Source organism: Stenotrophomonas sp. 05L413, from assembly GCF_056397945.1.
Genome location: NZ_JBFTOL010000002.1, coordinates 432238 through 446147 on the forward strand (window position 1 = coordinate 432238; position 13910 = coordinate 446147).

Here is a 13910-nt window from a genome sequence, read left to right on the forward strand (position 1 = left end):
TGTTTCGTATATCAGATGAAAAGGCCCGCCCCGGATCGCTCAGCCGGTGTACGCCGTCGCCTCAATCTCGAACAGCATGCCTTCCAATGCCAGCCGCGGCACCGGAATCAGCGTGCAGGTCGGCGCACGGCCCAGCGGCCAGCGGCGGCCGATCTGATCCGACAGAATGCCGAGCCGGTCCTGATCGTGATCCACCACCAGCACGATCAGCTTCGCCACGTCGGCCAGGGTGGCACCGGCCGACGCCAGTGCGAGGCTGAGGTTGTCCAGCGCCTGGGCGACCTGCGCCTCGAAGCGCGGCGACAACGCGCCATCTGCGGTCTCCCCGCCCTGCCCGGCGATGTGGATCACGCGGGCCGGCAGCCGTATCACCGCAACGTGGGAATAGCCGTTCGCGGTCGGGTCGTACAAACCGGACGGATTGATGAAGCCGAACAGGCCGGCGGGCGCAACAGGGGCATCGGTCAACATGGGGGGAGACGTCGTCGGGGAGTGGGTGCGCAGTCTCCGGCCTCAACCGAGGTTGAGGTCAACGCAGCGCCTTGGAACGCTGCGGTACTGTCGTTGACGTTCCGCTTGCGCGCCTCAGGTCCAGGCGGGATCGGCCGTGAAATCGATGGTCAACCAGAACTCACTGCCGCGCGCATCCAGGCGCTCGGCGATCTCATCACGCAGCCGATCCACATTGCCGATGTTGCCGATCACCGTTTCCGGGTGAGTGAGGATGTGAATTTCGACGAACCGCATGCGGCCCATCTTGGCCACGTGGCTGGTGAAATCCAGATAGCCATGCTCGGCGACGAAGTCCTTCATCACCGCCTGGACGCGCGCATCCAGCGTATCCGGCGCCACCTGCAGCACTTCGCGCATGGCCTTCCAGGCGCTGCGCAGCGGTACCGGCAGCACCGCGACACTGATCGCGGCCAGCACCAGTGGATCCAGGTAGGGAATCCAGTGGGCATGCTCGCCACCGCGCAGCAGCAGCGCGATCGCAAACGCCAGCACCACGGCCAGGCTCATCAGCCCGCTGAGCAGCCAGGCGCGCACGTCCAGCCACAGCAGGGCCGAATGCAGCTGCATCGCACGGGTACGCACGAACGCCGCCATGGCCAGATTGCTCACGCACAGTACGGCGGCCCACAGCAGCGCAGGCCCCGCCTTGATCTCATGCCCCCCGGTGGTCAGCCCGATCACCGAGTTGGCCAACGCATAGATGCAGGCCAGCGACAGGATCGCCCCGCCAAGCGCCTCCACCATCGGCTCCAGGTGCCAGTAGCCATACTGGAAGCGCGGGCTTTCTTCCCGCGCCACCAGCCGCAGCACCGACAACGCCACCAGGGTCAGCGCCACGTCCACCAGGCTGTAGACACCATCGAACAGGATGGCCTGCGACCCCACCAGCAGGCCGCCGATGAAGCCGATGGCGCTGACCGCCATCGTCACCCCGATGGAGAATGTGAGGACCCGCTGCTCGCGTGCTGTATCCATCGCTGGCCGAGGGTCCTCCGCGCGGGCGTCAGACCTTCAGCACCTCCACCTTGTAGCTCGGCGCATCGCCGTCGGTATCGATGATAAGCCCGTGCACATCCGACTCGAAGCCCGGGAAGCGCGCATTCTGCTCGCGGGCGATCCGCAGCGATTGGATGATCGGCTCATCGCTGCTGCCGAAGCGCTCGCCCGGCATGATGGTCGGGATGCCCGGCGGGTATGGCACCAGCATGGTGCCGGCGATGCGGCCGCTGATCTGCTCGATGTCGACCCGTTCGATCTGGCCGCGGACCAGATGGTCGTAGGCCTCGGCCGGGGTCATCACCGGCTCGGGCAGGTCCACGTACATCGCGCGCATCACCTGGGCCACGCCGAACTCGTCGTTGAAGGCGTGCAGCGCATCGCACAGATCGCGCAGACCCCAGCCGGCGTAGGCGATCGGGAACTCGGCGGCGAGCTGCGGCAGCGCGCGGGTCAACGGCGCGTTGCCGTCGTAAAGCTCCTTGAAGGCCATCAGCTCGGTGACCAGGGTGCTCCACTTGCCCTTGGTGATGCCCATCGAGAACAGGAACAGCACTGAATAGAGATTGGTCTTCTCCACCGTGATGCCACGGGTCCACAGGAACTTGCTCAGTACCGCAGCCGGGATACCCCGCTTGCCCATTTCGCCGTCCATCGACAGCCCGGGCGTGAGCAGGGTCACCTTGATCGGATCGATCAGCACGTAGTCGTCGACCAGGCCATCGAAGCCGTGCCAATGCGCATCCGGCTGCAGGTACCACTCGCTGCGCTTGGCCACCATCGGAGCCGGGGCATCGCCCTTGGCCAGCGAGCGCTCCAGCTTGTCCGGCTGCCAGACGCTGAACCACCAGTCGTCGCGGCCCAGGTCCTCGCGCACGTGCAGCATCGCGCGGCGGAAGGCGATCGCTTCGTCATGCATCTCCTGCACCAGCGATTCGCCTGCCGCGCCCTCCATCATCTTGGAGGCCACATCGCAGGCCGCGATCACCCCGTAATGCGGGCTGGTCGTGGTGTGCATCATGAACGCTTCGTTGAAGCGCTCGGCATCCAACTCGCGGGACGCCGCATTGCGCACGTGGATCATCGAGGCCTGCGAGAACGCGGCCAGCAGCTTGTGCGTGGAGTGCGTGGTGAAGATGATCGCATCCTGCTCGCGCGGCTTGCCCTTGGCCATGCCGTAATGGTTCTCGTAGAACGGATGGAACGCGGCGTAGGCGTACCAGGCTTCGTCGAAATGCAGGAAGTCCACCGCGCTGCCGATCTCCTCGGCGATCTTCTCTGCGTTGTAGCAGAGCCCGTCATACGTCGAGTTGGTCACCACCGCGATGCGCGGCTTGGACCCGGCCTTGTACGCCTTGCTGGCCAGCGGGTTGGCGGCGATGGCCTGTTGCAGCGCCGCGGGGGTGAACTGATCCAGGCTGATCGGGCCGATGATGCCGTGTGCGTTGCGGCTCGGGGTGAAGTACACCGGAATGCCCCCGGTCATGATCAGCGAGTGCAGCAGCGACTTGTGGCAGTTGCGGTCGACGAACACCACATCGCCGCGCCCCACGGTCCCGTGCCAGACGATCTTGTTGGCAGTGGAGGTGCCGTTGGTGACGAAGAAGGTATGGTCGGCGCCGAAGTTGCGCGCCGCCTCGTTCTCGGCCTCCTTGATCGGGCCGGTGTGGTCGAGCAGCGAGCCCAGTTCCGGCACCGAGATCGACAGATCGCTGCGCAGCGTGTTCTCGCCGTAGAACTGGTGGAACGCACGCCCGACCGGCGACTTGGTGAATGCCACGCCGCCGGCATGCCCCGGCGTGTGCCAGGAGTAGTTGGATTCGGCGGTGTGGTGGATCAGGGCCTTGAAGAACGGCGGCAGCAGATTGGCCATGTAGTCTTCGGCCGCACGCATCACCTGGCGCGAGATGAAGCTCTTGGTGTCTTCGAACAGGAAGATGTAGCCGTGCACGAACTTCAGCAGCTTGCTCGGTACCTTCTCGATCGTGCGCCGTTCGCCGTACAGGAAGACCGGCAGGTTGGCGCGGCGGGCCGTCTGTTCGCGCAGGAAGCCCAGCAGGCGCTGGAACTGCTCTGGATTCTCCTCGGTGCCATCGATGGAGATCAGCACTGCCGAGGCCGCCACATAGGTGCGCGCACCGGCCTGCGCGTCGGCCAGGGTCAAGCCGCACAGCACGCGCTGGTCGTTCTTGCGCAGCTCGTCCACCAGCGCACGGATCAGGATGCCGCCGATGCGCGGGGATTCGTAGTCGTCATCGATGACGATGATCGGGTAATCAAGGGACTTGAAGTACACAGGGATTCTCCTGGGGGAAGATCACGAAAGCGTCGTGCGGACGGCGGCGTCGAGCGCGGGCAGCTGGCCGCGCTGGCGGCGACGCTCCTCGCTGAAGAACGGGTAGAACACCGTGATGAACAACACGAACAGGAAGGCGTACTGCACGATGTTGCCGGCCGAGCCGAAGATCGCCCACAGGCAGTACACGACGGTGACACTGGTCAGCAGCCAGAACGCGCCGGTATGCACCAGCGTGTGCGAGCGCTCCACCACGAAATAGCAGGCCACGCAGGAGTAGATGTAGGGCAGCAGGGTCAGCACCACCGCGGCCGAGGTGATCACGTCGAACTGGGCCGAGGCGGTCTTGGAGGTGGAGGTGACCAGTACCGCCAGGGTCATCAGTACGGCCACGATCAGCACGCCTTTGACCGGCACATCATCCTTGTTGGTCTTGCTGAAGATGCTCGGGAACAGGCCGTCATCGGAGGCCGCCTTGGCACTCTGCGCGGTGAGCAGGATCCAGCCGCCGAGCGAGCCGGCCGCACCCACGAAGGCACACAGGCTCACCAGCGCACCGCCCCAGCCACCCACCGCATTGGCAGCAGCCAGTGCAAACGGCGCATCGGAGACCTGCAGGTCGCCGTTGGGCACCATGCCCATGATCACCGAGGAGCTGGCGATGTAGGCGATCGCCGCCAGGAACACGCCGGCCAGCGTCGCGCGGGCCACGTTCTTCTCCGGGTTCTCCACCACCCCGGCGGTGACCGAAGCCGATTCCACGCCGATGAAGGCCCACAGCGTCAACGCCGCTGCGCTGGAGATCGCGCCGAAGTTGGATTCACCGGAGACGTTGTAGGCGCCCTTGAAAATGGTCGGATCGAAGAAGAACCAGCCGAAGATCGCGATGCCCAGGATCGGTACCAGGGCGAAGCTGGTGGTCACCGTCTGCAGCTTGCTGACGAACGACGGGCCGATGACGTTGGCGAAGCTCAGCGCCCACACAAGTGCCAGCACCGCGATGCAGCGCGGCAGCGGCTCGGAGAGGATCGGAAAGAAGTAGCTGAAGTAACCCACTGCCGCGATCGGGATGGCAACGTTGCCGATCCAGTTGGCGAACCAGTAGATGGTGTTGGTCTGGAAGCCCATGTAAGGGCCGAACCAATCGCGTGCATAGGCATACGGGCCACCGGCCTTGGGCGCGAGCCTGCCGAGCTTGGCGAACACGAACGCCAGCAGCAGCGCGCCGGCCGTGGTGATCAGCCAGCCCCAGATCGAGGCGGTGCCGATCTTGGCCAGGCTGGAGGGCAGCAGGAACACCCCCGACCCCATCATGTTGCCGGCCACCAGGAAGGTGGCACCGACGACCCCGATTTTTTTTGCTTGTGCCATGACGTTTGCTCCTTTGCCAGGCAGGGACCCGGTCGTGCCGGGCGGTGGGAGTTACTTGATGAAGTTGTATTGCAGGCTGCCCTGCAGCCGCATCGTGTCGCCGCGTTGCCCGCTTTGCTGTTCCAGTTGTCCGTAGAGCAGTTCCATGCCCATCGTCCAGGACGGTGCCGGGCTCCAGAGCAGGTTGAAGACGCCATAGCGGCTCTGGCGGAACGCATCGGCAGCCAGTGCCGCGTTGCGCCCGCTGGTGAGCTGGCCGTAGATCAGGTTCGAACGCCATAGCGGCGACCAGTAGTGCGTGTACCCGACGAAGCCGCCGTACAGCGACAGCGCCTGCAGGCGGCCATCAGCGGTCACCACCGCATCCATGCCCGAGCCGGTCAGGTCGGCTGTATAGCGGGCCAGGCCCTTGCCACCGAGCATCCCGAACAGCAGCAGGTCCTGCTCGCCCACCGCGGCCGAGCCACTGAGTTGCAGGCCACCGGCGAAACGGCGGCCATCCCCTGCATCGCCGTCGTAGCCCAGGCTGCGGGCGACCGCGCCCAGCTGCAGATGGCCCCAGTCGCGCTCCATGCGGGCGGTAACGGTGACATCCGGCAGTTGATCGACCGGCATGATCCCCTCGGCGGGGGTGCTCAACTGGGTATCGGGATCTTCGGCAGCCACGGTCAGCGTGTTGCCCTTGCCCATCGCGAAGCTGTGGTGGATGCCGGCCACCAGCAGGTAGCCCGCCCCACCCGGCCCGGCGAAATCCAGCGTATCGGGCAGGCTGTCGGCATCCATGAAGGTCGAATAGCCATAGCCGGCGTAGGTATTGCCGAGCTGCCCGTAAGCATGGCGCAGGCGGAACTGATAGCTGTCGCTGCTGCCGAAGAAGTCGTTCTCCAGATAGAAGCGCAGGTTGCCATGGGTGGTCGGCCGCCGCGCTTCAAAGCTGAAGCGGGTCTGCTTGGCGTGCAGGGTGAAGTTGGAGACATCCCGGTGCGCACTGCCGACGGGGATCGAGGAGGTAATGAACTGCTCCTGGTCGCCGGCCGCGCGTGAATCAGCGATCGCATCGAGCTTGGCGTAGCCGCCGATGCGGATCAGGGTGTCGGTGTTGGGGATCGCGAAGAAGCCTTTCAGCTCGGGATCGGTCGGGCCAGCGGCGCTGTCCGGGCGGGATGCGGCGGTGGACGGATCCGCAACGGAGTCGCGTTGCGGGAGGATGGCCTGGCCCATGCCGGGCACCTGTGCCTGGGCGGTCAAGGGCGCTGGCGAGAGTGCGGGACGTGAGCCCATGCTCGGCGCAGGCGCCGCCGTGACCGTCGGTGACGCGGGCGGAGGTTTGCCGGATTCGATGGCCTGCAGGCGCGCTTCCATCTGTTCCAGCGCCTGCCGCAGCGTCTGGATGTCCTGCCGCAACGCGGCAGCCGAATCCTGCGCATATACCGGCGCCGCAGCCAAGGCTGCCACGCATGCGACCGTCAACACAGCCAAGCGCATCACGTCCTCCTTGAACCGTACACAGTCCCGCGGGTCCACACCGGCTGACGACCAGAACGTCGCAGGTGGTGAGCACGCAGCCCGGCACTGCAATGCGGGCGACCTCTGCCGGCGCGCGGTCCGGTGGCGGTCACGCCATCGGACACATCGCCTGCATGGGTACGCTCGCACGGGATCCCCTCATCCCTGATGACCGCCGCGTTGACGCGCGGCAGCCAGCGCTCTGAGTACCAATCGCAAAGTGAGAACCCCGTGAACGTTCTCAGGCAGTTTTCTGACTGGGCGGCCACGCGTCCGCTTTGTGCGGAGAAATCCAGGAGATAGCGCATGCAGGGCAGCGTAGCGACGCAGGCGATTTCAGCCTTGATCCAAATCAAGCCGAATGCGACAGCGTGTGACGTCCCCCACTACCAGGCGGATATCCGGCCGCCCAAACGCAACGCGCCGGGCATTGCCCGGCGCGCTGTGGCACTACGGTCGCCAGTACTCAGCGCGGGCCGAGCACCACGGTCATATCATCCCCCTGCGGCATGCCGGAACGGCGCTGCACCATTCCCTGGGCGTCCTTGAACAAAATGCCCGGTGTGCCCTGGAATCCGAGCTCGATCATCAGCACCTGATTGGCATCGAGCTTGTTGGCGACCTCCGCCGTCAACGACGCTGCCGGCTTGATACCGCCCTTGTCGAACAGGCGCTCGTTCTCCAGCAGCGCAGCGCTGGGGTTGGGCGCGGTGAGGATGGCAGCCGCCTTGGCAGGGCTGTCTTCGCGGATCACACCGACCATCACGTGGCGCAGCTGCACCTTGCCCGCGTCCACCCACGGCCGCGCGGCCTCCCAGAAGCGGTGGCAGTACGGGCAGTTCGCATCGCTGAAGGTATAGACGACGCGCGGCGCGTCGGCCTTGCCGTCACGCACCCACGCACTCTCGTCGAGCTTCTTCCACGAGCGCTCGGACATCGGCTTGGCCACCAGCTTCTCCAGCGGCGCGGCGCCCACATCCTCGCCGTTGGCATCGAACAGACTGCCCACCACGACGTTCTTCCCATCAGCCGTCACATACGCCGCCGCCGGTTGTTGGCCACCGACCACACCGGCGAAACCGCGCAGGCCGCCGGGTGCGTCGAACTCGCCGATCACCTCGAACCCATGCTTTTCGATGCCCTTCAGCACCGCCGGCCGTTCACCGCCGGCCTTCTCTGCCGGGGCCTTCGGCGTCTGCGCCTGGCTGCAGCCGGCCAGTGCGATCAGCAGCGCGGCGGACAGCGCGGTGATCAGCGTGCGCGAGGATTTCAACGTCATGGAGACTCCTGGATTCATGGAATAAACGACCCGCGACCCTTACAGGTCGTCGAGCTTGGATTGCAGGCCGGCGGCCGTCAGCTCGCCCAGGTGCAGGTGCCGCAGCCGGCCCTGCCCATCGAAGAACAGGGTAGTCGGATACGCATGTACCTGCAGCCGTTCGGCAACACGTGCTTCTTCGTCGAGCAGCACATTGCGCAGCGACAGGTGTTCGGCCGCCATGAAGGCATCCACTTCGTCGCGCGTTTCGCCCTGGTTGACGAACAGGAAGCGGATATCAGGATGGCGCTGCTGTGCGCGTGCCAGTACCGGCATCTCGCGGCGGCAGGGGCCGCACCAGCTCGCCCAGAGGTTGATCACCACCGGCTCGCCCCGGGCCTCGTCAAGCGCGACGGGCGCGCCCTGCAGCGATGTCAGGGTGATCGCAGGCAATGACACCCGCGATTGCTGCAGCCAGCCGGCGCCGGTGGACAGCACGGCCCAACCGAGAAGGCCTGCCAGCGCAGCGGCAGCCACGGGGCGGCGCAGTGTGGGCCAGCGACGCAGGCGCCACCCGCCCCACCCCAGCCCGACCAGCAGTGCCGGCCACAGCACAAACCCGCCATCGCCGATACGCAGCACTGCCCAGGGATCGGCCACATAGTCGGCTGCATGCCAGATCACGAAACCTGCCCGCCCGGCGAGCAGGCCCAGCAGCAGCATGTCCACCACCACCGATCGCGGACGCGGTGCGCCCTCGATTGCCGGGGCACGCACCACGCTGGCCACCAGCATCGCCATGCCCAGACCCACCAACACCCACACGACCGCAAGCGGTACCGGGCCTACACTGCTGATCATTGCTTCTCTCCGCCGTCGCCCGGGACACGCCAACTGCGACGGCTGTTGCATCGGGCCCGCCCGCATGGTCCCAGCAAGGCATCAATGGATCAAGCGTGCCGGTACCGCGCGATTCAGGCCACCGAACGGATGGCCTCGACCCCTCGGCCGACCGGTCGTACTGCTGCATGCTCGCGCTGCTGCGCCGCCAGCTGGCGGCGATAGCGTGCCGGCGTCAGCCCGACGATGCGCAGGAACAACCGCCGGAACGCACTCTGGTCGGAATAGCCCACCGCACACGCCACCTCGTCCACGACCCCGCCCGCCTGCAGCAGCAACTGCGCCTTGGCGATGCGCAGGCGCTGGCAGTACTCGATCGGACGCATGCCGGTGGCTTTCAGGAACCGTCGCTGCAGCGTCCGCGGCTCCAGACCGGCCTGTGCGCAGATGTCGTCCAGCCCCACGCCGCGTGCGGCGATACCGTGCAGCCAGCGCTGTGCCTTGAGGATGCAGCGGTCGCCGTGGGCGAAATTCGGGCTGAAACGTTCCAGATCATCCAGTTCGGTGCGCGGGATCACCAGTTGCAGCTGCTGGATGACGGTGTTCATCACACCCTGCCCGTACACCCGTGCCAGCAGGCGCAGGCTGAGGTACTTCCAGGCCTCCTGGCCTGCTGCGGTCAGCAGGTCACCGTCATCGACCAGCGTGCGCTCGCTGGGCAGCCAGCTGGGCACCATCGTACGCAGCGCCGGACAGCGCGCGGGATCGGGAACGCTGACCGAGCGCCCGGCCAGCACGCCGGCGGCAGCCAGCAGCAGCCCGCCCTCGTCGCAGCCGGCGAGCAGGCTGCAGCCATCATGACATTCCCGCACCCAGGCCAGCAGGCGCTCGTCCGGCGGCGCCATGGTCCAGCTCGATTCGCTGCCTGGCACGACAATGATCGCCGGCAGGGCCTCGCCGAACAGCTCCGCCCCCGCGACCCGCTGCATGCCACGGGCGGACATCGTCCAGCGCGTGACCAGCATGCGTGGGCCGGTGCGGCGCCCGGCCGCCACGGTGCGGTTGCAGCGCTGCGCCAGCTCGGACAGTACGGGCGCGGCGGCACGCAGGCTGCCGGGGAATTCCACCACGGCGACTTCCATCAGGGTCGGCGTGTCCGGCCGGCGGTCCGGCTGCAACGTGTTGCGGGGTGCGTCCATGGCCCTTCTCCTGGGACAGTGCCTGCCGGCGTGGGGCCGGGCAGAACAGGTCGATACATAAGATCGCCTGAGGCTACGGGCGTCCCGGGAGAACGACCATGCAACTAGTTGTAAATTTCACGCCAACTGAATTTCCAGTGGGGTTCCGGCTTGACTCTGGAGCAGACTCCAAGGTTCAGAATGGAGCGTCATCCACGAGGTGCTCATGAACATTGGACAGCTCGCGCGCCAGGCCGGCGTGCCCATCGACACGGTGCGCTACTACGAACGGCAGCAGCTGCTGCCCACCGCACGGCGCAGCGCCGGCGGCTACCGGGTCTTCAGCGAGAGCGACCTGACCCGCCTGCAGTTCATCCGCCGCGCCAAGGCACTGGGTTTCAGCCTGGATGAAATCGCCGATCTGCTGGCCTTCAGCGATCAGCGTGGCCAGGACATGGCGCAGATCCGCGACAGTGCGGTGAACAAGCTCACCGACATCGAACAGCGCATCAGCGAACTGCAGCGGATGCACGGCGCGCTCAAGCAGCTGGTCGATGCCTGCCCCGGGCATGGCGATCAGCAACAGTGCCCGATCCTGACCGCGTTGACCGAGTCACGCCAATGAACGCCAGCCACGGCCACAGCAAGGTCTCCCGTGCGGACGACGGCCCTTCCACCGACCCGGTCTGCGGCATGACCGTCGACCCGGCCGCCACGGCCCACCATGCCCGCCATGACGGCAGCGACTACCACTTCTGCAGCGATGGCTGCCGGCGAAAGTTCATCGCCGACCCCCAGCGCTATCTGGAACCGGCATCACACATCGGCGACCCGGCCCCCACCGGCACGCTGTACACCTGCCCCATGCACCCGGAGATCGTGCAGGAAGGCCCCGGCACCTGCCCGCTGTGCGGCATGGCGCTGGAGCCGAAGATGCCCAGCCTGGATGAGGGCGAGAATCCCGAGTTGATCGACTTCCGTCGCCGCTTCTGGTGGAGCCTGCCGCTGAGTGTGGCGACGATGGCCCTGGCGATGCTGGCGATGACACCCGTGCTGCACGGCCTCGCGCCCGATCTGAGGGTGTGGATCGAGCTGGCCCTGGCGACGCCGGTGGTGCTCTGGGCCGGTTGGCCGTTCCTGCAGCGCTGGGCGCAGTCGATCGGCAACCGCAGCCCGAACATGTGGACCCTGATCGGGACGGGCGTACTGGCGGCCTACGGCTACAGCGTGGTAGCCACCGTCGCGCCCGGTCTGTTCCCGCCGTCGTTCCAGCAGCATGGACATGTCGGCGTCTACTTCGAGGCGGCGGCGATGATCATCTCGCTCACGCTGCTCGGCCAGTTGATGGAGCTGCGCGCACGGGCGAAGACCTCTGCCGCGATCAAGGCGCTGCTCGGCCTGGCACCGAAGACCGCGCGCGTGCTGCGCGGGGATGGCCGCGAGGAAGACGTCGACATTACCGCGCTGCAGCCCGGCGACCGCGTGCGCGTGCGCCCCGGTGAGAAGGTGCCCGTGGATGGCACGGTCGTCGAAGGCCGCTCCTCCATCGATGAATCGATGCTCACCGGTGAGCCGGTGCCGGTGGCCAAGGCCGTGGGCGACACGGTGATCGGCGCGACACTCAACGGCACTGGCAGCCTGGTCGTGCGCGCCGATCGCCTTGGCGATGACAGCATGCTGGCGCAGATCGTGCAGCTGGTGGCGCAGGCGCAGCGCTCACGTGCCCCCATGCAGCGCATGGCCGACACCGTCGCGTACTGGTTCGTGCTGGTGGTGTTGTCGGTGGCGGTGCTGACGTTCTTCGGCTGGGGGCTGTTCGGTCCGGCGCCCTCATGGACACATGCGGTACTGAGCGCGGTCGCGGTGCTGATCATCGCCTGCCCGTGCGCATTGGGGTTGGCCACACCGATGACGATCATGGTCGCCACCGGTCGCGCCGCGCAGCACGGCGTGCTGTTCCGCGATGCCGAGGCGATCGAGGCACTGCGCCAGATCGACACGCTGGTGGTCGACAAGACCGGTACGTTGACCGAGGGCAAGCCAGCATTCCGCGACGTGCGGGCGGTGGCGCCCTTCGCTGCCGCCCAGATCCTGCAGTGGGCGGCCAGCCTGGACCAAGGCAGCGAGCATCCGTTGGCGGCCGCGATCGTGGCCGAAGCGCACGCGCGCAGGATGCCGCTGGCCAGCGTGGACGATTTCGATTCCCTGACCGGCATGGGTGTGCACGGCGTGGTGGACGGCAGGCGGCTGCTGCTTGGCAATACCGCGTTGATGGACGAACACGGTGTCGCACTGGAGGCGCTGCGCGAAGATGCCGAGCGCTTGCGCAGCACCGCGGCCAGCGTGATGTACCTCGCCGTCGATGGCCAGCTTGGGGGCCTGCTCGCGGTGGCTGACCCGATCAAGGCCTCCACCGCCGAAGCCATCGTGCAGCTGCACCGCGATGGCCTGCGCATCGTCATGGCCACCGGTGACGGCGCGGCCACCGCGAAGGCCGTCGCGCGGGAACTCGGCCTGGATGACGTCCACGGTGAGATGCGCCCCGCCGACAAGGCCGCCTTGATCCGTTCGCTGCAGGCACAGGGCCGCAAGGTGGCGATGGCCGGCGACGGCATCAACGACGCGCCGGCGTTGGCAAGTGCGGACGTTGGTATCGCGATGGGCAACGGCACCGATGTGGCGATGTCGAGCGCACAGGTCACGCTGGTCAAAGGCGATCTGCGCGGCATCCTGCGTGCGCGCCAGCTGTCCACCGCGAGCGTGCGCAACATGCGGCAGAACCTCGGCTTTGCGTTTCTCTACAACGGCCTCGGCATTCCCGTGGCGGCCGGTGTGCTGTATCCGCTGGGCATCGTGATGTCGCCGATGTTGGCGGCGGTGGCGATGAGTCTGAGTTCGGTCTCGGTGATCAGCAATGCACTACGGCTTCGCCATCAACGACTGCCCGGCGAGTGACAACGGATTGCATGACGATATTTCTTCACTTTTTTCTTGCCAATCGAAAACGTCGTCGCTATGATTTCGCTCCTCACGACGTGGGGCCATAGCTCAGCTGGGAGAGCGCCTGCATGGCATGCAGGAGGTCGGCGGTTCGATCCCGCCTGGCTCCACCAATCCGATCATTAGGCCGATCAGATTGCAGTGACAAAATTTGAAGTTTTCGTGCGTCCCCATCGTCTAGAGGCCTAGGACATCACCCTTTCACGGTGGCGACCGGGGTTCGAATCCCCGTGGGGACGCCAGTTTCAAACAAACAGCCCTGACTTCGGTCGGGGCTTTTTGTTTCTCACGCATCGATCAACACTCGGCATTGGCCGCCTGTTATATCGCGTGCGTGTTGATGCGCTCGCCCACGCAGACGTCGGCCTCTGCAGATGGATGCCTGCGTGCATTCTTTCTTCGGTATTTCAGAAAAAAGACTTGGCGAATGCTTCACGGCCGCGTAGAATTCCGCCTCCAGCATCGTGGGGCCATAGCTCAGCTGGGAGAGCGCCTGCATGGCATGCAGGAGGTCGGCGGTTCGATCCCGCCTGGCTCCACCACTCCGGACCTTAGGCCGTTCGGGTGTGCTGAACAATTTGATGAGTTTATGCGTCCCCATCGTCTAGAGGCCTAGGACATCACCCTTTCACGGTGGCGACCGGGGTTCGAATCCCCGTGGGGACGCCACTCATCAGAAGAACACCGAGGCCCGGCATGCCGGGTCTTTTTGTTCACCGCCTACTGCGGTTGCGATGCGGATGCCCGAAAGGCTTCCACAAACGTGAACAGGCAGATACACTAGGCGGCTCGCGGTACAACGTGGGGCCATAGCTCAGCTGGGAGAGCGCCTGCATGGCATGCAGGAGGTCGGCGGTTCGATCCCGCCTGGCTCCACCACTTCTCCGGACACAGGCCGTCCGATAGAAGCCAAAATTCGGTTTAACGCGTCCCCATCGTCTAGAGGCCTAGG

At 66.0% G+C, this 13910-nt stretch carries 10 protein-coding genes and 5 tRNA genes; 7 read left to right on the top strand and 8 right to left on the bottom strand.

The annotated features are described in order from the left end of the window. Positions 1–39: 39 nt before the first annotated feature. The 8 genes from AC1DIQ_RS06580 to AC1DIQ_RS06615 form a co-directional block, all read right to left on the bottom strand. Positions 40–471, bottom strand: a complete 432-nt coding sequence (locus AC1DIQ_RS06580; RefSeq protein ID WP_461769985.1) for a RidA family protein — start codon at positions 469–471, stop codon at positions 40–42. Positions 472–585: 114 nt separating this feature from the next. Beyond that, a complete protein-coding gene (locus tag AC1DIQ_RS06585; RefSeq protein WP_478049700.1) occupies positions 586–1488 on the bottom strand; it encodes a cation diffusion facilitator family transporter in 903 nt (300 codons plus the stop codon). Positions 1489–1516: 28 nt separating this feature from the next. After that, complete coding sequence (locus AC1DIQ_RS06590) at positions 1517–3805, bottom strand: Orn/Lys/Arg family decarboxylase (RefSeq protein ID WP_121037142.1); 2289 nt, start codon at positions 3803–3805, stop codon at positions 1517–1519. Between the two features lie 21 nt (positions 3806–3826). After that, positions 3827–5176: an arginine/agmatine antiporter gene (gene adiC / locus AC1DIQ_RS06595; RefSeq protein WP_121037144.1), complete on the bottom strand. Its 1350-nt coding sequence runs from the start codon at positions 5174–5176 to the stop codon at positions 3827–3829. 51 nt (positions 5177–5227) lie between these two features. Continuing rightward, positions 5228–6661, bottom strand: a complete 1434-nt coding sequence (locus AC1DIQ_RS06600; RefSeq protein ID WP_478049701.1) for a DcaP family trimeric outer membrane transporter — start codon at positions 6659–6661, stop codon at positions 5228–5230. A gap of 487 nt (positions 6662–7148) precedes the next feature. Continuing rightward, a complete protein-coding gene (dsbG, locus tag AC1DIQ_RS06605) occupies positions 7149–7961 on the bottom strand; it encodes a thiol:disulfide interchange protein DsbG (RefSeq protein ID WP_121037148.1) in 813 nt (270 codons plus the stop codon). 39 nt (positions 7962–8000) lie between these two features. Continuing rightward, positions 8001–8801 carry a TlpA disulfide reductase family protein gene (locus AC1DIQ_RS06610; RefSeq protein ID WP_121037150.1) on the bottom strand — a complete coding sequence of 267 codons (801 nt, stop codon included), beginning with the start codon at positions 8799–8801 and terminating at the stop codon, positions 8001–8003. A gap of 113 nt (positions 8802–8914) precedes the next feature. Beyond that, positions 8915–9979: a helix-turn-helix domain-containing protein gene (locus AC1DIQ_RS06615; RefSeq protein ID WP_121037152.1), complete on the bottom strand. Its 1065-nt coding sequence runs from the start codon at positions 9977–9979 to the stop codon at positions 8915–8917. A 205-nt stretch (positions 9980–10184) separates the two neighbouring features. Here AC1DIQ_RS06615 and AC1DIQ_RS06620 point away from each other — a divergent pair, with 205 nt between their 5' ends. The 7 genes from AC1DIQ_RS06620 (at position 10185) to AC1DIQ_RS06650 (ending at position 13837) form a co-directional block, all read left to right on the top strand. Further along, on the top strand, positions 10185–10583 hold the full coding sequence (locus AC1DIQ_RS06620) for a heavy metal-responsive transcriptional regulator (protein ID WP_121037154.1): 399 nt from the start codon (positions 10185–10187) through the stop codon (positions 10581–10583). 68 nt (positions 10584–10651) lie between these two features. Further along, a complete protein-coding gene (locus AC1DIQ_RS06625; protein ID WP_461770326.1) occupies positions 10652–12913 on the top strand; it encodes a heavy metal translocating P-type ATPase in 2262 nt (753 codons plus the stop codon). A gap of 82 nt (positions 12914–12995) precedes the next feature. After that, positions 12996–13071, top strand: a tRNA-Ala gene (locus AC1DIQ_RS06630). A gap of 53 nt (positions 13072–13124) precedes the next feature. Then, positions 13125–13200, top strand: a tRNA-Glu gene (locus AC1DIQ_RS06635). A gap of 224 nt (positions 13201–13424) precedes the next feature. After that, positions 13425–13500, top strand: a tRNA-Ala gene (locus tag AC1DIQ_RS06640). Positions 13501–13551: 51 nt separating this feature from the next. Continuing rightward, a tRNA-Glu gene (locus AC1DIQ_RS06645) sits at positions 13552–13627 on the top strand. A gap of 134 nt (positions 13628–13761) precedes the next feature. Continuing rightward, a tRNA-Ala gene (locus tag AC1DIQ_RS06650) sits at positions 13762–13837 on the top strand. The last annotated feature ends 73 nt before the right edge of the window (positions 13838–13910 follow it).

Coding starts and splice junctions, on each gene's coding strand:
- AC1DIQ_RS06600 (WP_478049701.1), bottom strand. CDS start 6,661: ATGCGCTTGGCTGTGTTGACGGTCGCATGCGTGGCAGCCTTGGCTGCG.
- AC1DIQ_RS06620 (WP_121037154.1), top strand. CDS start 10,185: ATGAACATTGGACAGCTCGCGCGCCAGGCCGGCGTGCCCATCGACACG.
- AC1DIQ_RS06610 (WP_121037150.1), bottom strand. CDS start 8,801: ATGATCAGCAGTGTAGGCCCGGTACCGCTTGCGGTCGTGTGGGTGTTG.
- adiC (WP_121037144.1), bottom strand. CDS start 5,176: ATGGCACAAGCAAAAAAAATCGGGGTCGTCGGTGCCACCTTCCTGGTG.
- dsbG (WP_121037148.1), bottom strand. CDS start 7,961: ATGACGTTGAAATCCTCGCGCACGCTGATCACCGCGCTGTCCGCCGCG.
- AC1DIQ_RS06585 (WP_478049700.1), bottom strand. CDS start 1,488: ATGGATACAGCACGCGAGCAGCGGGTCCTCACATTCTCCATCGGGGTG.
- AC1DIQ_RS06625 (WP_461770326.1), top strand. CDS start 10,652: ATGACCGTCGACCCGGCCGCCACGGCCCACCATGCCCGCCATGACGGC.
- AC1DIQ_RS06580 (WP_461769985.1), bottom strand. CDS start 471: ATGTTGACCGATGCCCCTGTTGCGCCCGCCGGCCTGTTCGGCTTCATC.
- AC1DIQ_RS06615 (WP_121037152.1), bottom strand. CDS start 9,979: ATGGACGCACCCCGCAACACGTTGCAGCCGGACCGCCGGCCGGACACG.